At 50.5% G+C, this 21,657-nt stretch carries 20 protein-coding genes; 12 read left to right on the top strand and 8 right to left on the bottom strand.

Features of this window, described 5'->3' with window-relative positions; genetic code table 11:
- Window positions 1–98 precede the first annotated feature (98 nt).
- Both MKQ70_RS16300 and MKQ70_RS16305 read right to left on the bottom strand, forming a co-directional pair.
- A complete protein-coding gene (locus MKQ70_RS16300) occupies window positions 99–1,283 on the bottom strand; it encodes an ROK family protein (protein ID WP_248072517.1) in 1,185 nt (394 codons plus the stop codon).
- Window positions 1,284–1,558: 275 nt separating this feature from the next.
- Window positions 1,559–3,907 (bottom strand): ABC transporter permease, encoded by a 2,349-nt coding sequence (locus MKQ70_RS16305; RefSeq protein ID WP_248072519.1) that lies wholly within the window; start codon window positions 3,905–3,907, stop codon window positions 1,559–1,561.
- A 200-nt stretch (window positions 3,908–4,107) separates the two neighbouring features.
- On the opposite strand from MKQ70_RS16305, the gene MKQ70_RS38630 reads away from it, so the two are divergent.
- Complete coding sequence (locus MKQ70_RS38630) at window positions 4,108–4,236, top strand: hypothetical protein (RefSeq protein WP_282456559.1); 129 nt, start codon at window positions 4,108–4,110, stop codon at window positions 4,234–4,236.
- Between the two features lie 41 nt (window positions 4,237–4,277).
- On the opposite strand, the gene MKQ70_RS16310 is transcribed toward MKQ70_RS38630, so the two are convergent.
- The 6 genes from MKQ70_RS16310 to MKQ70_RS16335 all read right to left on the bottom strand — a co-directional run bounded on the left by MKQ70_RS16310 (window position 4,278) and on the right by MKQ70_RS16335 (window position 9,356).
- On the bottom strand, window positions 4,278–4,886 hold the full coding sequence (locus MKQ70_RS16310; protein WP_248072521.1) for a hypothetical protein: 609 nt from the start codon (window positions 4,884–4,886) through the stop codon (window positions 4,278–4,280).
- Window positions 4,887–4,992: 106 nt separating this feature from the next.
- Complete coding sequence (gene purT, locus MKQ70_RS16315) at window positions 4,993–6,165, bottom strand: formate-dependent phosphoribosylglycinamide formyltransferase (RefSeq protein WP_248072523.1); 1,173 nt, start codon at window positions 6,163–6,165, stop codon at window positions 4,993–4,995.
- A 123-nt stretch (window positions 6,166–6,288) separates the two neighbouring features.
- On the bottom strand, window positions 6,289–6,648 hold the full coding sequence (locus tag MKQ70_RS16320; protein ID WP_248072525.1) for a beta-L-arabinofuranosidase domain-containing protein: 360 nt from the start codon (window positions 6,646–6,648) through the stop codon (window positions 6,289–6,291).
- Window positions 6,645–7,577: a beta-L-arabinofuranosidase domain-containing protein gene (locus MKQ70_RS16325; RefSeq protein ID WP_248072526.1), complete on the bottom strand. Its 933-nt coding sequence runs from the start codon at window positions 7,575–7,577 to the stop codon at window positions 6,645–6,647. The genes MKQ70_RS16320 and MKQ70_RS16325 overlap by 4 nt, the downstream gene beginning before the upstream one ends.
- Window positions 7,481–8,485: a beta-L-arabinofuranosidase domain-containing protein gene (locus MKQ70_RS16330; RefSeq protein WP_248072527.1), complete on the bottom strand. Its 1,005-nt coding sequence runs from the start codon at window positions 8,483–8,485 to the stop codon at window positions 7,481–7,483. Before MKQ70_RS16330 ends, MKQ70_RS16325 begins: the two co-directional genes overlap by 97 nt.
- A 127-nt stretch (window positions 8,486–8,612) precedes the next feature.
- Window positions 8,613–9,356, bottom strand: coding sequence for a LamG-like jellyroll fold domain-containing protein (locus MKQ70_RS16335; protein WP_248072529.1), 744 nt, complete (start codon window positions 9,354–9,356; stop codon window positions 8,613–8,615).
- A gap of 246 nt (window positions 9,357–9,602) precedes the next feature.
- On the opposite strand from MKQ70_RS16335, the gene MKQ70_RS16340 reads away from it, so the two are divergent.
- The 11 genes from MKQ70_RS16340 to MKQ70_RS16385 all read left to right on the top strand — a co-directional run bounded on the left by MKQ70_RS16340 (window position 9,603) and on the right by MKQ70_RS16385 (window position 21,645).
- Window positions 9,603–10,655: a hypothetical protein gene (locus MKQ70_RS16340; protein ID WP_248072531.1), complete on the top strand. Its 1,053-nt coding sequence runs from the start codon at window positions 9,603–9,605 to the stop codon at window positions 10,653–10,655.
- A 2-nt stretch (window positions 10,656–10,657) separates the two neighbouring features.
- On the top strand, window positions 10,658–11,518 hold the full coding sequence (locus MKQ70_RS16345; RefSeq protein ID WP_248072533.1) for a hypothetical protein: 861 nt from the start codon (window positions 10,658–10,660) through the stop codon (window positions 11,516–11,518).
- Window positions 11,496–12,128: a T9SS type A sorting domain-containing protein gene (locus MKQ70_RS16350; RefSeq protein WP_248072535.1), complete on the top strand. Its 633-nt coding sequence runs from the start codon at window positions 11,496–11,498 to the stop codon at window positions 12,126–12,128. The genes MKQ70_RS16345 and MKQ70_RS16350 overlap by 23 nt, the downstream gene beginning before the upstream one ends.
- Before the next feature lie 117 nt (window positions 12,129–12,245).
- Window positions 12,246–12,833, top strand: a complete 588-nt coding sequence (locus MKQ70_RS16355) for an RNA polymerase sigma-70 factor (RefSeq protein WP_248072537.1) — start codon at window positions 12,246–12,248, stop codon at window positions 12,831–12,833.
- 69 nt (window positions 12,834–12,902) lie between these two features.
- Window positions 12,903–13,460, top strand: coding sequence for a FecR family protein (locus tag MKQ70_RS41300; protein ID WP_308199048.1), 558 nt, complete (start codon window positions 12,903–12,905; stop codon window positions 13,458–13,460).
- Window positions 13,427–13,954, top strand: coding sequence for a FecR family protein (locus tag MKQ70_RS41305; protein WP_308199049.1), 528 nt, complete (start codon window positions 13,427–13,429; stop codon window positions 13,952–13,954). The genes MKQ70_RS41300 and MKQ70_RS41305 overlap by 34 nt, the downstream gene beginning before the upstream one ends.
- Window positions 13,955–14,169: 215 nt before the next feature.
- Window positions 14,170–17,637: a SusC/RagA family TonB-linked outer membrane protein gene (locus MKQ70_RS16370; RefSeq protein WP_248072539.1), complete on the top strand. Its 3,468-nt coding sequence runs from the start codon at window positions 14,170–14,172 to the stop codon at window positions 17,635–17,637.
- A gap of 17 nt (window positions 17,638–17,654) precedes the next feature.
- The gene (locus tag MKQ70_RS38635; RefSeq protein WP_282456562.1) at window positions 17,655–19,076 is read left to right on the top strand and encodes a RagB/SusD family nutrient uptake outer membrane protein; all 1,422 of its coding nucleotides are present in this window, start codon (window positions 17,655–17,657) and stop codon (window positions 19,074–19,076) included.
- On the top strand, window positions 19,054–19,446 hold the full coding sequence (locus tag MKQ70_RS38640) for a RagB/SusD family nutrient uptake outer membrane protein (RefSeq protein WP_282456563.1): 393 nt from the start codon (window positions 19,054–19,056) through the stop codon (window positions 19,444–19,446). Before MKQ70_RS38635 ends, MKQ70_RS38640 begins: the two co-directional genes overlap by 23 nt.
- Before the next feature lie 53 nt (window positions 19,447–19,499).
- On the top strand, window positions 19,500–20,396 hold the full coding sequence (locus MKQ70_RS16380) for a metallophosphoesterase family protein (protein ID WP_248072540.1): 897 nt from the start codon (window positions 19,500–19,502) through the stop codon (window positions 20,394–20,396).
- Between the two features lie 10 nt (window positions 20,397–20,406).
- Window positions 20,407–21,645: an alkaline phosphatase family protein gene (locus tag MKQ70_RS16385; protein ID WP_248072542.1), complete on the top strand. Its 1,239-nt coding sequence runs from the start codon at window positions 20,407–20,409 to the stop codon at window positions 21,643–21,645.
- Window positions 21,646–21,657 lie beyond the last annotated feature (12 nt).

The following is a 21,657-nucleotide window of genomic DNA, read 5'->3' on the forward strand; positions in this document are numbered from 1 at the left end:
CGGTGTGCAATTGTTCATCTGTTTACGTTTTTTGTTCTCTAACGTGTATGGCTGTTCATCTATAAAGCCTTTCGGCTGTGTCTTGCTCTATTGTTTTATTATTTTTGGTTGATGTAATTTTCCATCACTAGTGCTGCTGCCCCAAGAAGTTCCGCCTCGTAACCCAATTGAGAAACCTCTATTGTAGTATAGTTCATTAATCGTGGAATACAATGTTCATTTAACGCCTGCTGCACCGGGGCGGTCCAGAGTTTGCCCGCCAGCGACCCGCGCCCGCTGAGCACCACCGACCGGGGATTTAAAATGTGGATCAGGATGGCGATACCGCGCCCGATATTATAACCGATGGCCGCCAGCAACTCCACGCAAAACTTATCCCCTTTGCCTGCTGCTTCTAAAATACGCTCTACATCCGTTTCGCTGTGTCCAGATGGAAAATTGCCGTTCAGTACCGACAGCCGGCCCGCACGCAAACCTTCCACCGTCTTCTCCAATAACACCAAAAGAGAGGCTTCTGTTTCAAGACAACCGCTTTTTCCGCAGCTGCATAATTTATTATTATTGAATAAAGGAATGTGGCTGAACTCACCCGCAAAACCATTGTCTCCGCGGAACAACTGCCCTTCGAGCATCATGCCTAAGCCCACGCCCCATCCTACATTTACTACCATCGCATTACGGTGTCCACGCGCGGCACCAAAATGATATTCGGCTAAAGCGACTACGCTGGAATCATTGTCAATACACACCGGCAAACCGGTGGCAGCCGATAAATATTCAACGATGGTGCCGTTATCGGATTGCAGCAGCGGAAACGAATGATTAATACCTTTCCTCACATCTATAAATCCGGGCATTCCTATCCCAATTCCAATAATTTGCTTTTTGCTGATGCCCGATTGCGTAATGACTTCATTTAACTGTCTGGCAAGTTCCGCCGGCACACCGGGATTGTCCTTTAGCGGCAACTCTATCTGTTTAATACCTACCATGTGCCTGTTATCCATATTCATCATCGAAATACGGGTCACCAGCTGGTCCATCGATACGGATAATATAAATAAGGCGTCTTTATTCACTGTATACGTTGCAGCCCTGCGTCCTCCACTTGATGGGGCATAACCGGAGTCCTGCAATATATCTTCATCTGTCAGGTTGCTTAGCGTTCTTATAACAAGGGGTAGACTTTTTCCTATTCGTTCACTTAATTCTGGCGCGGACAATACCTTCGAATAATACAACTCCCTTAATACAAGTCGTTTGTAATGCTCGTCCTTTTTCATAACGCGAGTATCTCCTTCCTAAGATAATATTTTTTTAAGATCAAAGTATAACTTCCTAAAATTTTAAGGAAGTTTAAGTAGTAGGGAGAAATTACTATTGAGGAGCGTTTAGAAAGTATGGTTATGCAAAAAGCCCGGCATCACCGGGCTTCTTTTTGCTTATTGGTGGATGTTTTATTCTGCCCGCAAACTCTTCACCGGGTTGGTCAGCGCCGCCCTGATGGCCTGGAAACTGATGGTTGCCAGTGCTACCAGCAAAGCCATTAAACCCGCCACTAAAAAGTCCACGCGCTTATATTGATACGATAAGCGAAGTCGTTCAGCCAGTTATTCATCAGGTACCAGGCCACCGGTGAGGCAATGATGAACGCGATGAGCACCAGCCGTACAAACTCTTTCGACAGCAGCACCACGATACTCGCAATGGATGCTCCCAGCACCTTGCGCACACCTATTTCCTTGGTGCGTTGCAGGGTAGAAAACAACGACAATCCCAGCAGCCCGAGGCAGGCAATGAAGATCGCCAGCCCGGAAAAGATACCGAAGATGCGGCCGAACAGGCGGTCATTTGCATACTGCGCTTCGAACTGATCATCCACAAAACGGTAGTCAAACAAGTTTCCCGGGAAGATCGCATCATAGCGGGCTTTTACAAGCGCCATCGTGGTGGTTATATCTTTCGTGTCCACTTTCACCGACACGGTGCTGTACTGGCTGTACAACGGGTACATCACGAGCGGCTCCAGCGGGTAGTGCAGTGACTTCTGGTGAAAGTCACCGAAAACGCCCACCACGTCCCAGTCCTGGCCGGCTACGTGTACCTGCTGGCCAATGGCGGCTTCGGGCGTTTTGAAGCCGAGCAACCGCGATGCATTGGCATTGATCATCACATTGTGCACTTTAGAAGGATCGGTGTTATAATCAGTTTCGCCGAGGTTGCGGCCTGCCAGCAGTTTAATGTCATATACTTTAATAAACTCGGGACTAACCCCGGTTTTGCGGGTGGTAAAATGTCCGCCTTCCGGGTTGCTGGTACGCCGGAAATCAAAGTCGCGCCCCATTTCGCCACCTGCCACCGACCAGGAATTGGCCGCTTCACGTACACCGGGCAACTGTTTCAGTTCCGCCTGCAACGTATTCATCTTACCGATAAAAGAGGAATCCCAATGCGTGAGTTGCGGCGGCTGGATGGTCACCACCTGCGATAAATTATAGCCGAGGCTTTGTTTGCTCATGAAGCGCATCTGGTTGTACACGACCATAGCGCCGATCACGAGCACCACGGTTACCGCAAACTGGCCGATCACCGGGGCTTTGCGAAGGTTAATCCCTTTGGCCGTATTTACATATTTACCTTTCAGTACCAGCACCGGTTTAAAAGATGACAATACAAAGGCGGGGTAAAAACCGGAAACAAGGATGCCAAGCAACATGGCAACCGACAGCAGCCCAATAAACCCTATGCCGCTCCAGCCCTCCAGAAGATTGAATAAACTTAACTGGTAACCGATCAGCGTATTAAACGCCGGTTGCGCGAGCGATACCAGCCCCAGGCCAATGCCGAGCGCTACGAGATTAATCAATAGCGATTCGGTGAGGAACTGTTTTACCAGCTGCCCCTTTGTGGCGCCGGACACTTTCCGCACCCCAACTTCGCGGGCTCTTTCGGCCGACTTGGCAGTAGTGAGGTTGATATAATTGATCCATGCAATCACGATGATGAGCAGTGCGATGGCCAGCATGCCCCATACCACGGTGGCGCTGGCCGTACGGCCGATTTCGTATTCATAATCAGAATACAAATGCGCGCGGGTAAGCGGTTGCAGGAAGAATTTCTCCACGCTGCCCGACACTTTACTGCCCTGAAAATATCGGTCACTGAAGGCCGGTAACCGGGCTTCCACGGTTTTATAATCCGTACCCGGACGCAGTTGAACGTAGTGCCAGAAATCAGATTCTGTAAAATCATGTTCCGCCTTTTTCCAGCCATTCCTGCCGGCGTATAACGTTACATAGGAAGCCGGGAACTGGAAATCCAGGTGGGAATTATCCGGTACATCTTTCAATATTCCCGTTACCCGGTAGGGATCATCATTATCGCGCAATACAGACTGTCCGATCACCCTGCCAAAATCATTCCCCTTTACATCGAACAACCCGCGGGCGGCGCGTTCAGTGAGCAGGATCGTATTGGGTTCTTTGAGGGCGGTGTTTTTATCACCCGCCAGTAGTGGATAAGCTAAAATATCCGGGAAGGCATTGTCGACATATAAGCCTGGCTGCTCGCCCAGCTTCTTCTCCCCGTTAATCAGGATACCACCCCGGGGCCGCACCCGCGTGTAATTCACTACCTCCGGAAAATCCTGCGCCATGGCCTTTGCCACCCCTGAATAAGTGATCGTGCCATGCTGGATCAATTTTCCATGCTGATACCGGTCGTTCGTTACACGATACACATCTTCCGCATGCGGATTAAAGCGATCAAAGCTCAGCTGAAAACTTACGTACTGCAAAATGAGCAGACAGGCAGCCAGTCCTACCGAAAGCCCCGCAATATTGATAGCGGTGAATATCTTGTTTTTGGCCAGGTTGCGCCAGGCGGTTTTGAAGTAGTTACGAAACATGCAATGTCTTTAAGTAGAAGGTGTTTGCTAAAAACGATGCCACTCTTTTTTGGCGCTAAGCATCAGCAAGTTATGCTTTTATTATTGTCCGGATTTGATACAATGCCTGTCCGGTTTTACGGCTTAAGCTGCATACGGGACTAAAACTATCTTATGAATTTTGCTTCGCACAGGCAATAACTCCGGTTCATTTATGCACTATGGGAACAAATCATCACGCGCCGTTATGCGGTTTGCCGGCAGTATTCGCGGACGATATCATTGCACCCGCGCAGGAGCGCTATCGGGCTACCTTTGATGAATGGAAAGGACAATACATGCAGTGGTAATAAACAAAACGGCCGGAGAAATTATCCGGCTGTTCTGTTTATTAATCATTTAATCCGAGATATTTTTTCACTTCAGCATAGTCAGACCAGTTTACAGGATTAGCCGATTTGGCGGTGATATTGCCTGGTACGATCATGTAGCGGTATTGCAGATATTTTTTACCGGCTTGGGTGTAAGTGCCCACATTCCCGTTTGAGTATAAATCGATCTTCGTTGCATAAGCCGCGGCCTCAATATAAAGACCGGTTTGAAGGCTGGTATATGGTAACGAGTAAATAGTAGGATTAGCCGTTTCATCAATATTGAGGTATACTTTTACATCTGCAGTACTCAGGAGCGCCTGGGTGAGCTTAGGCGCATCAATAGTGGCCAACCAGCCAACTGTATCAATACCACCACCTGAGGTGTGTACAGTATCAGGCTTATAAACTACATCTAACCATGTGGAATAGATAATGTTACCGGAACCGGCAGGACCGGCGGGGCCAGCAGGACCCTCAGGACCAGCAGGCCCCTGTGCGCCTTCTTTACCACAAGCGGTCATCATTATTACAGAAACAAAGAATGCCGAAAGCATGGCTGCCGGGAAGGAAAGTTTACGTCTTGTCATATGGAGTTGTATTGTGGCATGAAGGGTTAGGGGTTTCACACCTGGTTTTAGTGGGGCTAAAAATACAAATTCTTACTAAAAATTTACATCATGCAATATGTTACCAAATGAAAAGCCCGGTGCTACAGGCATCCCGGCTTTTCATTTATTCGGCGGGCTTTACGCTGACCGCTTTCGCCAGCTCAATTGCTTTTTGTTTGATCTGCTGTACATCAATGTCCGGCGCATCGTACGTTAACACCACGCCCATGCGGCGGTACGGACGCATGGTAGGCTTGCCGAAAAGGCGGATGTCGGTCTTTGGTTGACTTAACACCTTTTCCACCCCGCTAAAAACGGGTTTACTGCCTTCCCGACCGGCGAGGATCACGGCACTGGCACCATTGCGCTCGTGGGTAATTTCGGCGATGGGAAGTCCCAGTACAGCGCGGGCGTGTAAGTCGAATTCGGAAAGATTTTGGGTGCCTGCCAGTGTAACCATGCCGGTATCGTGCGGCCGGGGCGACAACTCCGAAAAATACACACCTTCCTGCGCAAGGAAAAACTCCACGCCCCAGATACCTGCACCGCCCAGCGCCTTCGTTACGCGGGCGGCCATATCCTGCGCCGTGGCAAGATGATCCGTGGCCATCAATGCAGGCTGCCAGCTTTCCTGGTAATCGCCACGCTCCTGCCGGTGCCCGATGGGCAGGCAAAACAAGGTGGGGCCGTTTTGTTGGGTTACCGTCAGCAGGGTTATCTCAGCGGTAAAGTTTACGAAGGCTTCCACGATCACTTCCGTCTGATCGCCGCGTTTACCACTCTGCGCATAGTTCCAGGCGTTTTCGATATCGGCTTCGCTTTTAATCACCGACTGACCTTTACCGGAAGAAGACATAAGGGGCTTTACCACGCAGGGGATGCCAACTTCCTTTACAGCCGCCTGCAGTTCTTCCAGGCTGCCGGCGTAGCGATAATCTGCTGTGCGCAGTCCCAGTTCTTTCGCTGCCAGGTCGCGAATGGCGCGGCGGTTCATGGTAAAGTTGGCGGCTTTGGCGCTGGGCACTACCTGTATGCCCTGCCTCTCATATTCATAAAAACGTTCTGTGCGGATGGCTTCAATTTCCGGCACGATGATATCCGGCTGGTGTTTGGCGACGATGCGGTCGAGTTCCGCACCATCGAGCATGTTAATTACTTCCCGTTCATCGGCCACCTGCTGGGCAGGCGCATCATTGTAGGAATCAACGGCGATAATGTGCTGGCCCAGGCGTTGGGCGGAGATCACAAACTCTTTGCCCAGCTCACCGGAGCCAAGCAACAGGATCTTTTTCTGCATAAGATGGATTTGAGCGACAAAGCTAAGGTTTTCGGCGATGGCGCCAACCAATTTCAGGGCATGCTTAAATGAAAAAGGGCCGTTACTTCGCAAAGTAACGCCCCTCTTCCATCCATTAACATCTTACTGCAACTTTACGTCCAGGTACACCGAATGACGTCCGTATGTCTTATAAAATGGCTTAAACAACACGTCATCGATCTTAAATTCCAGCTGCTGCGGGTCTCCTTTGATGGATTTGCTGATATCGTCCGCATCCAGCGTTATTTTCCGCCAATCCTTCCTGGCTCCCGGCTCCTGCGCCGCGAGCAGAATAGGGCCATAAAACAGGCTCGCAATGTTCTGCTGGTCCATCACAGGATCCAGGTGGAACTGGAACGGCATCTTCAGCTCTATCACATCACCATCTTTCCAGCTGCGGTTTATTTTCAGGTAGCTGCCGGGCGTGGCCTGCACCTTCTGTTCTTTACCATTAATCTTCACAAAAATCCTTTGGTCGCCCAACCAGGTACCCGTACATTGATGTCAAACTTACCATTGCCTTTTATCGTCAGGCGGGTCTGGTCTTCATTCGGGAAGTCAGTGCTTTGCTCCACGGTTATTTTACGCTCCGTCCATTGCAGTGTGGAAGGGATGTACAGGTTTACATACAGTGCTTTGTCATCTTTGCTTTTAAAGTAGATGGAGTTCTGCAGTTTAGTGCTGCTTTCGATCGCGGTGCCGTTGCAGCAGGTAAAGCCCGTCATGTCCGGGTTGCCAAACTGTTTCATCGAACCGGGGCGTAAAGGCACATGATAAGTATTACCAGGACTGTTTTCCGCTACAGAAGCCAGTATATGATTGTACAATGCGCGCTCATAGTAATCCATGAGCTCCGCACGCTGATCGAACATAAACAGGTCGCTGGTTAACTTCAGCATGTTATAAGTAGCGCAGGTTTCATTCTGTCCGCCTTCAGAAAACCCGTTTTCATAGAGGCTCGCGGGCTGACTGATAAAACACTCCGCATTCGCGGGATTACGGGCGCCCGCCACACCGCCGATGCTGTACATGTAGTCGTTCACCGCTTTGTACCAAAAGTTATCGGCGATTTTATAATATTCCGGATTGTGGGATACGCGGTAGGTTTCAATACTGCCCACAATCTGCGGGATGTGCTGGTTGGCGTGCAGGCCGCGGAAGATATCTACGTTTTTAGCCAAACCATGTGAGTGTTTGGTGTCGCCAAAAAACACGCGGACGTTATCAAACAACTGTGCGGTTTTCAAATAGTCCGGATTACCTGTAATCCTGTAGAGGCGCGCCATTGCTTCGTTCATACCACCAAACTCGCCGGCAATGTAAGTGTTCCACATTTTAATGAGCGTGTCGGCCGGTACTTTGCTGAGGCGGGCATATACCCAGTCGCCCATACCGGTGGCGGTTTGCAGGGCTTTTTGTTACCGCTTACTTCATATACGTCCATCAATCCTGCGAGAATTTTATGCAGGGTATAATACGGCGCCCATATCTGGGTTTTCTGTCCACCATATTTAGCACCCTTTTCCAGCATGATAAACTGGTCGGGAGGATATGCGCTGATAAAACCTTTACCCCAGTTCCAATAATCGTTGCGGATGCCCGCATCGCTCAGGTCAGAATCATACGTAGATTTACCGGGACCATAAGGCACGGCTAACGGATCGGCCACATAGCTGCCACCTGGCTCTTTTGCTTTACCGGACAACTGCGACAGGTCGTACAGGGTATTCACCATGTAATCCATCTTTTCGGCAAACTTTGCCTGCAGGGCTTTGTCGTAACCCGTACTGGCATACGCCTGCGCAATGGCCGTAAGATAATGCCCGGTCGCATGTCCTCTCAACTTCGTATCCTGGCTGTCCCAAACACCTAAAGGCTTTGCTCCATCGGGCTGTTTTTGCCCGAAAGCGTGACGGAACATATAGAGGAAAGAGTTGGGATCTGTTGCTGCGAGTGTGTTAATGAATTTATCACGATTGGCAATGAATTGCGTATTGTGACCGTGTACGTCTGTTTTCAGCGTTACCCGGTTCAGATCAAAAGCCGCCAGCTTTAACACCGGTGGAGCGGATTTGACGGCTGCTTTTACTGTTACAATGGCCTTTGGCTGGAAACTGGTGCCGGCAACGCGTCCGGTAACTGTATAGCTTCCCGGCTCAAGCACCGCGCTGTTATCCGTGGGCAAAGGCCATAACACCCTTACCATCGGGCCCTTCCGGCCATCTTTATAAGTACCGGGCACGTGGGCCGGCAGTCGGGGCAGGTCCCCTACTGCTGTTTCCACTTTTACATCGGGCACCGCTGTTAAATAACGATTGTACAACTGCGCCTCGGCGGAGAAAAATGTGGGAGATCATCTTCCTTTTTTGCCGTGGTGTTTACCGCGCCTTCGTTCACACGTTTGCCGGCATTGTTATAGATACCGGCTACCTGTCTGCTGCTGAGCGGCACACGGTAAATACGAAAATCGTACAACAACGCATTAAGATTGGGATCGCCCGCCTGTAGCGACTTACCGATGTACAGGAGATTTTTCTCCCCGGCTGCTGTTCAAATAAAGCTGATAACTCAAGCGGCATTTCCTTCACTTGTCCTACCGGTTTGCTGTCCGCATAAGTGATAATAGCCTTTGAAGGCACATCTATCACAATCACCAGGTGTACCCATTTATTTAATTCGATAGCCGGGGCTACCGCTGCGTTTTTATCCTCCTTTTTAGCGGTCAGCGATGCGAGGTATCCCTGTTGGCCACCGGCGCCTGTGGGCGCTGCAAAGAAGTGGCGCGAAGCATCCTTTCCGAAATCGAAGAACCGCTGTCCCTGCTGAGGAGCACGCAGGTAAATCCATCCCGAAATGCTCAGCGATTCGAGATCAGATAACGTTTCGGCCGGCAGGGTCAGAAAAGCATTGCTTTCGCCGGAGAGCGACAGCACCTTTCCAAACCGGTTATCATTTACAAATTTAACATCGGCGCCTTTTGCATGCAGGTTGTTCCTGGACCAGTCTTTCGTATCGCCGTTAAATACATACCGTGCGATCATACCCGTTTCTCCGATGCCATCCAATATCTGGTCTCCGCTTTGCGCCTGCACGGGAGAAATACCGTTAATCAAAACAGCCACGAGCAGCAGGAGGACTTTGTACACTTTCATATTACTCAGATAGTTCATTTTTTGACAATTCACTAAACTAGCAAGAATCCATGGGCTGGCATGAGTAGATTTTAGCTAATGCTCCAATGATATTAACATGTATTTCCGGCGGATCATGTGCATTATCTACGCGGCACACTGACCTGCGATGGCAGTGTGCTGCCTATTTCGTGTTATTGCCACCGTGTGGTGATTTACTTTCTTTACACTGGAAACCCAATTTCCGCTAAGCAAGATTTTTTAACCCTTAACCCTTATTCCCCCATGAAAAGATCACTACTTTTTGGCATGTTACTGTTGTTGTGTATTGCTTCGTTTGCCCAGCCTTCCGGCTATGTGCCGGGCACGCAAACCTGCTGGACCATCAACGGGCGCGAGTATGCCTATTTCAAAGCGGCCGGTAGCGGCGAGCGGCACATCCTGCTGTCGTTTGCGGCCGACTACCAATCCGGCTGTTCTAATTTGACGGCGGCAGATCCCGCGCAAAGACTATTGACCAATGGCTGGGATGGGCGCACGGTACGCGCACCGGGTGATACGATCGTATGGGAAATTCTTACAATTCCCGATCCCACACCCGGCTCACCCACGTCGGCTACTTTTCCCCTGGTGGTAGACCTGTTCGGCTTCTTTACCAACATTGCCCCGATTGACACGTCGGAGCACTGGCGCTTTCACGCAACGGCCGTTCTCGGCGGCAACTGGCGCATGTGGAACGTTCTTCAGGCCAGTGCATACGGCAAAATTGTGTCCACAACGATTAACCAGTCTGCGCTGCAATTTTACCAGAACACCTATACGCCGGTAACCCTTGCGAGTCCTGGTAAGCGGCACTGGAGCTGGTATGGCACGGACCCTAATCCACTTGGCCCCAACGTGGCACAGTGGGCCGTAACACTGCACAGTTACCTGCAGGGGACCAAACGAATCACTGCACAAGCGGGCTCCGGGGTTACACAACAAACCTGGGACAGCTGCTTCTCGATTGCGGGTACAGATACCTTAACGAACCGCTGGCTATGGATGGTGAATCCCGGGCCGGCTGATATCAGTCCCAATCCCTGCGCTACCTGCGGTCCGAAAAACTATGTGCCCGGCACGCTGGCCATGTGGTACTTCAACGGTACAGAACACGCCTACTTTAAAGCGGCCGGTAACGGCGAGCGGCATATCCTCGTAGCGTTTACGGGCGACAGCATCACGGGCTTCAACAATTACAAAGTAGAAGCGCCGCAGAAACTTTTGAAGATGCGGGTATCAACTGGGACGGCCGTACCGTGCGGGCGCCGGGCGACACTGTTGTATGGGAACTCCTGACAATGCCAACTACCGCCAGCTTCAGTGATGTTAGTTACTTCCTGGAGCATATTGCGCCGGTCGACACGTCCGAAACCTGGCGATTCCATCTTGCAGGCCAGGGAGAAGGCGCCGATAAGATCTGGGGCTTCCTTTCTACCGGCGGTTATGCGAACATCTTCTCTACAACGATCAGCATGTCTGCCCAATTCTACGACGGTTACCTGGCAAATGCTTACAGCTACGGACGGCGTCATTGGGTATGGTATGGCACGAACGACACTTACATGGCACCATCGAAATCCACACAGTTATATGATACCCTGCGGGGCGACAAACAAATTACCGGCATACCGGGATATCACAATCAATATGTGTGGGACAGCTGCCTGTCGCTGAAAGGCGCTGATATCAGCAGCAATCGCTGGTTATGGATGGTAACCCGCGATACACCCGTAACAACTGTTTGCGATTATGGTGGCGGTCCGGCGGGTTACATTCCCGGCACACAGGTAAACTGGCGCTTTAATAGCCGCGACCACGGTTACTTCCGCTCCGGAGTTTGCGGCGAACGCCACGTACTCGTCGTATTTATGGGCGATGCGGCTACCGACAGCACCAACTATCAAACAGAATCGCCGCAGAAAATGCTGAACGATCTTGGCATCAACTGGGACGGCAGTACGATTACACCTGCCGGCGATACCATCTCATGGGAAGTATTTGGCATCCCGTATAACAGCGGCTACTGGCTGCCTAATTATGCCGCCGATGTCAATCATTACTTCGCCAACATGGTGGGTATGGATACCAGCGATCACAGTAAATTCCACATCGCCGGTATAAGCGGCGGTTGGCCGCATGTGGGGCTTCATTTGGAATGACCAGTCGCACAACAGCCCGTACCGCAGTATTTACTCTACGACGATCAGCGTGGCCACTCCATGGTTAGGCAACTACACCCCGCTGGCAGCAGCAAGTGCAGGTCTCCGTAACTGGGTATGGCATGGCGCGGACGATGTAAGCGGTAACCCTCCCGCAGCTTCCACATCGCTGTACAATGCTCTCAGCGGCGATAAGCGGCTTACGTTCCAGGCGGGCGCAGGGCATGACTACGTAACAGTAGATAGCGTGTTCAGTCTCGCGGGTACGGACAGCTCCGACAACCGCTGGATATGGATGGTATTGCCGCCGGAAAGTGGCGGTCTTCTCCGTATTGGCAATGAGCAGGCTTATAAACCATTCGTTATACCCAAAGCCATCAACCTGTACCCTAACCCGGTAACCAGCAGACTGTATGTTGATCTGAGCGCACTGCCTGCAGCGAACTACCGGGTTGGCATCGCAGATATGACCGGCAGGTTGCACAAAGTAGCGAACGATGTGAAGAACGTGGTGTACCAGGCGGATGTAAGCATACTGAAGACCGGGGTATATATACTTACGGTCGAAGGCGGAGGAACACGAGAGCAACGGAAATTTATAAAAGAATAGCACTAACAGGGCGCCGCTTGTAATGAGCGGCGCTTTTTTAAAGCCTTCTTCACACCACCGCACAATATAACATTGCCTTAATAAACATCCTCTTCAGTTATTCCCTACTTTTGTAGTATGATAAACAACGAACTGATCAGGCTTCATTTCCGCAGCGTCTGCGCTGAGGGGGACATGGCAGCCTATGATGCGTTGTACCGGCTGATGTACAGCAGGCTTGTTCACTTTTCGGCCGCCATCGTCGGGTCGTTTCACCTGGCCGAGGAAATTGTATCGGATGTTTTTATCATGATCTGGCAAAAGCGGCAGGAGCTGACCAATGTTGAAAACCCCGTTGTCTATATTTATATCAGCACCAAAAACCGCTCGCTGAATACCCTGCAGCAGCAAAAGCGGCATCGCCACGCCAGCCTCGACATGCTTGATACAGATGCACTCACCATCAGCCCCGATGCCGAGCACACTATCATTTCCGCGGAAATCGTTCAAAAGATAGAAGCGGCTATCCGCAGTCTGCCCGACCGTTGCCAGCTCATTTTCCGGCTGGTGAAGCAAGATGGCCTCCGGTACAAGGATGTAGCGGAGCTGCTGGAAATTTCCCCTAAGACAGTAGACGCACAACTGGCCATCGCGGTTAAAAAAGTGGCGGCCGCCATCCGGCTGAATATGCCACAGGAACTGGCGCAGGCCTTCCTTTTCAGCTAATCCCATCTCCCTGAAAAAAAAATTTTCAATCCTTTAGGGTATTTCTCCCCTCAACATTGTCCTTATAATATGACGCATGATCGGATCTGGTACCTGCTTGGCCGCAAAATGGCAAACGAACTGCTCCCCGAAGAGGAAAAGGAGCTGGAGCGCCTGCTGCAGCAATACCCGGACGTTTCTTACGCCAAAGAAGTACTGCTGCAATCGTGGAAGGACAAGCAAAAAGATTTCGCAGCTGCCGATGTAGAAGCAGCCCTGCAACGAAATAAACAACGCCTGCTGGAAGTACAGGTGGAGGAGGTGCCCACGCCCCGCACCAACAAAATATTCCGCATGGCGCTCCGCCTTGGCAGCGTGGCAGCGGCGGCCATCCTGTTATTTATTGGCGGCAGGATGTGGCTTTCAAGGCAAGCGGACAGCAAACCTGGTCAGCCGGCTTTACAGCAACTGGTGACTAAAACAGGTTCCCGCACATATATTAAACTACCCGATGGCACCAGCGTATGGCTGAATGCCGGCAGTAAACTGGATTACCCTGAGCAGTTCCATGGCAGCAACCGGGAAGTAGTATTGAGGGAGAAGCCTATTTCGAAGTGGCGAAAGATGCCGAGCATCCTTTCCTTGTAAAAACGACCGCCTGCGCGATACGGGTGCTGGGCACTTCGTTTAACATCCGGTTTTATCCCGTCGAAGAAATGGCCACGACTTCACTGGTAACCGGTTCTGTGGAAGTAGTCATAGATGAAAAAGTGGTGCGCCTGCAACCTAACGAGAAATTATCCGTTCCATTTACCCTGCCGGCAACCACGGCGACTGAAACTGCCAAAACACCGCCAATTAAAATAGGCACGCTTACACCTGTACGTGATAACATCATGGCCGAAACGGCCTGGAAAGATAATAAACTGGCTTTTAAAAGACTGCCACTCAGTGAAGTAGTACAACGCATGGAACATTGGTACGGCGTGGAGATACGCTTCAAAAACGAACGTAAAAAGAACCTTTCATTTTCAGCAGTGTTCGAGAAGGAGAGTCTGACCGAAGCATTGCAATACACGGAGATCAGTAGCGGAGGATTTCATTTCACGAAAGACAAAGACAATATTTACTGGATCGAGTAACTATCGGAGAAACAATTCAATAACATATAACAAAGCAGTGATGCCGAAAAAAACGGGAAATGTTCGTACCATTTCCCGTCAAAGAAATCGGCTAATGACATTGCTATGCGTAAACAGTCACTTAATCTATTAACCAACAAATCAAAGGTATGAAAAAAACTACAGTGGTGAGTTGGCTTCCACCAGGGCGAAGCCTCAAAAAACTGTTAATTTTTATGAAGCTCTACGCAATGTTCTTTTTTGCGGTATGTATGCAGGCAAGCGCTTCTGCCTATTCGCAGCATACCATTTCGGTTAAGTTGACCAAAGCCAATTTAGAAAAAGCCTTTACACAGATCGAAGACCAAACCGGTTATCGTTTCGTGTACAACGACGACAACCTTCCCATGTGGCATAAAGTGAGCATCGATGCGAAAGACGTGACCATCAGTGAAGTATTGACCAATATGCTGGCCAATACTAATCTCAGTTTCCGCCTGATGCCGAACAACCTGATCGTTATTGCGCCAGCCGCTACCGTGAGAAAAGACATCACCGTAAAAGGCCGTATCGTAAACCCTGCCGGCGAACCGTTGCAGATGGTGAGTGTGAGGCTTAAAAACAGCACGATCGGTGTTTTAACCAATGAGAAAGGCGAGTTTGAATTAAGTGTGCCCGAAGAAGGCATGCTTGTTTTGTCTTATATCGGTTTTGCATCGCAGGAAGTAGCAGTAAGCGCCAGCATGATGAATATTGTGCTGCAACCCAACTCCAACTCCATGGAAGAAGTGGTTGTGGTAGGTTATGGCGTTCAACGTAAAATCTCCACTACCGGTGCGGTAGACCAGATTGCGGGCAAACAGCTGGCCGAACGCCCGATCGCCAACATCTTCCAGGGTCTGCAAGGCGCCAGCCCTGGTTTGAACATCAACTATTCCGGTGGCCGCCCGGGTTCTACACCGACCATTAACATTCGTGGTGTGGGATCTATCGTGTCCAATGCCAGCGCTGTTACAACACCGCTGATCATTATCGACGGAATTCCGTCTATTACGGAAGATTTCTTCCGCATTAACGCCAACGATGTAAATACGGTTACGGTACTGCGCGACGCCGCATCCGCAGCAATCTACGGTGCACGCGCCGCGTTCGGGGTAATCCTTATCACCACCAAATCGGGCGCTTCCGGCAACCGTCAGAAAATCAGCTATAATAACTATTTCGCTTGGTCAAGACCAACAGTACTGCCCGACCAGGTAACTGACCCTTACATTTTTTCCCGCGTACTGGAAACAGCAACCGACAATACGCCCTGGGATTATGTAAACTATTCGGACTACCAGTACCAGTGGGCTAAAGAGCGTTCCGACAATCCTGCAGTAGAAGATACCCGTATCGACCCGAATGATCCTAACAAGTGGATTTACATGGGCAGCAACAACTGGAACGATTTCTTCTTCAATAAATCCAGTATGTCGGCCAGCCATAGCATTGCTTTAAGTGGCAGCGGCGAAAGCGGTAAAGGCCGCCCGTTCGGCTACCTTTTGTCCGGCGACTACACTAAAGAAAATGGGTTGAACCGCCTGGCGAAAGATGAGTGGAACCGTTATGGTTTGCGCGGCAGAATGAATTTCTCTCCGACCTCATGGCTGAAAGTCGATAACAACCTTAACATCTACCAGACGCAAACGGACGCTCCTGCTTACAAGATCACCGACATTTACTACCTGATGCCTACGCAGGTGGCCATTAACCCGGACGGCACATGGGCTAACACCGCTGCAGGCAGATTGGGCGCGCAACTGGTCAATGGCGGCCGCGATGTGCAAACACGCTTCGGTTTCCAGGACGTAATACGCGGTGTTGCGAGTTTCCTCGACAACGATCTGCAGGTGACCGCCAATGCATCTTTTAAAAGAGAGATGTGGAAATACAACACCGACAACCGCAAATACCAGATAGGTTACGGCCCTAACGACATCCGTGAAGAAGGTGGCAACGGGTTGGTATCTGTTAGAAATGGTATTTTAAAACAGGATGTATATGACCTGTACGCTAACTATACCAAACGTTTTAACGACCATGAGTTCAGATTGCTGGCGGGTTACAACCAGGAAAAATATGAATGGTCTTATGAAGATGCAGCCCGTACGGTACTGATATCCTCTTCCCTCCCCTACCTCGGCCTGACTACCGGCACACCCACCGTTGGCGCCTCTTATTCGGCATACTCCCTCCGTGGTGTATTTGGCCGTTTAAACTATTCCTACAAGAACAAATATATCATTGAAGGCAACGGTCGTATAGACGAAACTTCCCGCTTTCTCGCCAAAAAACGCAGGGGCTTTTTCCCTTCCGTGTCCGGCGCATGGATTGCCACGGAAGAACCGTTCATGCAGGATATCACCCGTGTGCTTTCGACGCTTAAGTTCCGTGTATCGTACGGTTCACTCGGCAACCAGGTAACGGATAACTTCCGCGCGGTACTCAGCCTACCCGTGGGCAACAGCGGTTATATTATCGATGGCCAGAAGCCTTCTATCATCACCCGCTCACCCCTGCTGCCGGTAGACCCCGATACTTATACCTGGGAAAAGATCAGAACTTTTAACCTCGGTGGTGATTTCGGTTTGCTGAAAGATCGTGTACTGATCGGTGTTGATGTGTATGACCGCCGTACCATCGGCATGCTGACCGACGCCATGAAATTGCCAGCAGTCCTGGGCGTGGCACCTCCTCCGACAAACGCCGCCAACCTGAGCACCAAAGGCTGGGAACTGTCTGTAAACTACCGCGACGAGCTCAATGTTGCAGGCAAACCACTTCACTTCGGCGCTAAATTCATTCTTTCCGATTCCCGTACGAAGATCACCAAGTACGACAAGAATGCCCTGGGCCTGCTCAACGATTACCGTGTTGGACAATACACCGGCGAAATATGGGGACTCGTAAATGATGGCTATTTTAAAAACAAGGAAGAAATTGATGCCCTGGACGAAACGGCGCTTATTCCCTGGGGTGCGCTGGACATCGTTCCGGGATGGCCTAAATACGTGGACCAGAACGGGGATAAAAAGATTACGAAAGGAAATGGGACGGTTAAAGATCCGGGTGATTACCGCGTAATCGGTAACAACAGTTCGCGTTACCGTTATGGCATTAACCTGGATGGTAGCTGGAATAACATTGACCTCTCGATCTTCATGCAGGGTGTTGCGAAGCGCGACTTCTACCCCCGTCACTACCTGTTCTGGGGGCCTTACCAGCAGCCATACGCCGGCATTTACCCCTGGAACCTCGACTTCTACCGTGGCACTTCGGAAACCGGTGCTGACCGTGAGCGTCATTCACAGGCGTATATCAATGCCGGACTGGCAGATGCGAACACCAACTCGTACTTCCCCGTGCTGCAGTCATGGCTGGCGGACGCGAACTACGGTTCCGGCCTGGACATTCCGCAAAGCAAATACCTGCTGAACGGCGCTTACCTGCGTGTGAAGAACGTAACCATCGGTTACACCCTTCCCAACCAGTTGACCAAACGTTTCAAGGTGAGCCGCCTGCGCCTGTTTGCTACCGGTGAAAACCTGTATGAATTCTCTTCCATCAAAAAATACTTTGATCCGGAAGCAATTGAAGATGGCTATGGATGGGCATATCCGTTCTCCCGTAAATATGCCTTCGGTTTAAACCTTGATTTCTAAGATCAAAAATCAGACAATTGAAAAAGTTATTCCTGCGCAACATATTGCTCGCCCTTACGGTTATCGTAACGGCAGTCTCCTGTCAGAAAGGTTTCCCGGATCTTTACCCGCAAACCACCGTACCACCAGATCTTTTCTTCCAATCTGAAGAAGACCTGAAACTATACACGCTCGGCCTTTTAACGATGCGCGAACGCGGCAGCTACCTGTCTGACCAGGACACCGACGACAAAGCCACCACCGGCGCGATGGAAGTGAAGACCATCATGACCGGTACCGCTACCTCCCAAACGCTGACCGGCGGCTGGAGCTGGGACCGTTTACGTAACATCAACTACTTCCCGGACAACTACAACAAGGCCAAAGTAACACAGGAAGTGAAAGACCACTATGCCGGTCTCGCCCGTTACTACCGCGCACTTTTTTATTTTGATAAAGTAAAGCGCTTTTCCAACGTGCCGTGGTATGCAGGTACGATCAATCCAAGCGACTCCGCGCAATTGTACAAAGCCCGCGATCCGCGTGCATTGGTGATGGACAGCGTTATTGCCGATCTCGAATTTGCAGCCGCGCATGTACGTACGTCCGTTCCCGCCGGCACACCGGGCAAATGGGTGATGAAACTCGTACTGGCAAAAGTAGCACTGTATGAAGGTACATACCGCCGCTACCATCCGGAGCTCGACCTGGGCGCTACCGCCGCCGCTTTACTGGATAAATCATGGAAAGCAGCAGAAGATGTTATGACGAATAGTCCGCACAAACTCTCCGGCGACTACGCTGCACTTTTTAACAGCGCAAGCCTGGCCGGCAATCCGGAAGTAATGTTGCTGAACGTATACGACCAGGACCTGGGCCGCAGCGGCAACAACAACAGTAATATCATCAACTACGAGCAGTCTCCCTCTCGCGAGCTGGTGCAAGCCTACCTGATGAAAGACGGTAGTCGCTTCACCGCGCAGCCGAATTACCAGACCATGCAGGTGGTACAGGAATTCAAAGACCGTGATCCGCGCATCTATGCGTCTTTTATGACACCAGGTTTTGTAATGGCAGGATCATCTACGCCTTACATCATGCGTTTGAACAAAAACTTCACCGGTTACCACCAGTTGAAGGGTTATATCAACAGCACGGATGCTAAAATCACCAACGGCGCGGATTTCGCGGCCTATCGATTTGCAGAAGTATTATTGACTTTCGCCGAAGCGAAGGCAGAAGCCGGCAGTCTTACCCAGTCAGATATCGATAAATCCATCAAACTGCTGAGAGACCGCGTAAGCATGCCTAACCTTAACCTCGCTACTGCCAACGCCAACGTTGACCCGGTAATGGCCGCTAAACATCCCAACGTAACGGGCGCTAACAAAGGCGTTATCCACGGAAATCCGCCGCGAAAGAAGGGTAGAATTTGCCATGGAAGGTCTTCGTTACGATGACCTCATGCGCTGGGGCGCGGGCAAATCATTGGAAGTTATTCCGGAAGGCATGTACTTCCCGGGCCTTGGCAAATATGACCTTACCGGCGATGGCGTGGAAGATATCATCTTGATAGATAAAAATACTTCCATTCCCGCCGCTGCACAGCAGGAAAGCAATTCCCTGGGCGTGAAGCTGGTTTATTACAAAGCAGGCGCCTTCGGCGACGACGTAACCGTATACCTGAAAAACGGCAATGCCGGCGGCACGATCGTAACCGAAGTACGCCCCCGCACCTTCCAGGAACCGAAGCACTATTACCGCCCGGTACCGTTCAGTGAAGTACTGATGAACCCACGTCTTGCCCCGCAAATCTTTGGCTGGGAATAATTCATATTCGCACGGAGGATGATCGTCCTCCGTGCTTCTTAAATTCTTCAAATATGGATAGAAGGAAACTACTTAAGTCTGGCAGCCTGCTGCTGGCGGCATCCGCCATGGGTGGTGCGGGCAAAGTAGCCGCCGCCAATGCTCCACGCAAGCCCGTACTTACCATAGCACATATCACCGATGTACACTTACCGGCGGAAGAAGCGGTGAAAGCCCGTTTCCGTCAGTGCCTTGAAGCCGTAAAAGACCGGAAACCAGATTTCATCCTAAATGGCGGCGACGCTATCATGGATGCCTCTTACGACAACGTGTCAAGGGATAAAGTGACCGCGCAATGGGCGGCCTGGGACGATTGCATCAGCGTATTGAAAGGATACGAACTGCACAGTTGCCTGGGCAACCACGACATGTGGTGGGCTGCGCCGGACAAAAGCGATGCGATGTACGGCAAAGATTACGTGGTGAAACGATTGAAAATTCCTCACCGTTACTACAGCTTTGCCAAAAGCGGCTGGCATTTTATCATCACGGATGGCAACAATAGCAAAACCACGCTGGATGACGAACAATACCAGTGGCTGGAAAAAGAACTGGCCGGCTTAAAGCCCAATACACCGGTGCTGCTGATGTCGCATTTCCCGGTATTCGGCGCCACGCCGGTACTGGTTGGCGGCAACCACTCCGACAACAAAAAGCTGAAAGACCTTTTCTATCAACATAAAGATAAAGTAAAGGTAATGCTGGCCGGCCACAACCACCTGTACGATAAAGTCATGTATAACGGCGTATGGTACTGCTGTAATGGTGCTATGAGCGGCTTCTGGTGGGGCAAGGGTGATAAAGAATCTGCGGGGCCGGGTTATTACCTGGAAACACCTCCCGGCTTTGCTATTATAAAACTCTATGAAGATGGCACGGTAGAAAACGAATACCTGTCACATTCATTCTAAACACGACCACATGAAAAAATATATCCTCGCTTTCATGCTCCTGGCCGGCGCCAACACGTATGCCCAGCAAAAGAAAGCTGTCTTCATTATCGTAGATGGCATTTCCGCAGATGTAATCGAAGAACTGAAAACACCGGCGCTCGCGGAAATCGCTAAAGAAGGAAAATACATCCGCGCCCACGTTGGCGGCGAAAAAGACGATTATGCACAAACACCTACCATTTCGGCTGTTGGTTACAACAGTGTGATCACCGGCGTTTGGTATAATAAACACAATGTTGGCGGCAACTCCATTACTGCGCCCAATTACAACTACCCGAATATTTTCCGCCTGTTCAAAGCGCAGTACCCGCAGAAAAAAACGGCCATTTACAGTAGCTGGACAGATAACCGCACCAAACTCGTGCAGGATGCTTACCTCGATATCAAGTTCGATGGTTATGAACTGGACACCGCGAAGTTCCCGCACGATAAGCAAAGTGATTATATGGAGCGGATCGACAACCAGGTAGCCACAGATGCGGCAAACAGCATCCGCAAGGATGCACCGGACCTGTCGTGGGTATACCTCGAATACACCGATGACATGGGACATAAATATGGCGACAGCGAACAGTTTCACAGCGCTATTCGTAAGATGGACGAGAAAGTAAGCCGTATCTGGAAAGCCGTGCAATATCGCGAAAAGCAATTCAAAGAAGACTGGATACTAATTGTCACCACCGATCACGGCCGCGACGAAAAAAGCGGCAAGGGACATGGTGGCCAGTCTATGCGTCAGCGTTCGGGCTGGATCGTTACCAACGAGCCACAGCTGAACAATTATGCGCAATATTATTACCCGGGTGTGGTAGACATTCTGCCTACCGTGGCGAAATTCCTGAACGTACAGCTGCCGCAGGATATCCGCAGGGAGAATGATGGCATTTCGCTCATCGGCAAAGTATCTGTGGCGCAACCCACGGTTAACTACTTCCAGCATAAACTTGATATTACCTGGAAAGCGATGGACACGAAGGGCAATGTAAAAATCTGGGTAACACCGACCAATCTTTTCAAAGAAGGGCAGCAAGATGATTATAAACTATTGACCGAAGTACCTGTTGGACAGGAACATGCGGTACTGGACGTGACGGACATGCCGTCAGCGTTCTACAAAGTAGTGCTGGAAGGTGCGGAAAACACCGTAAACCGGTGGTGGATGCCGGAAGATGCGAAGAAACAGCTATTGAAGACCGTAGTTCCTTAACAACCACGAGGG

It is taken from the genome of Chitinophaga sedimenti (assembly GCF_023156195.1).
In the GTDB taxonomy this organism is placed as follows: domain Bacteria; phylum Bacteroidota; class Bacteroidia; order Chitinophagales; family Chitinophagaceae; genus Chitinophaga; species Chitinophaga sedimenti.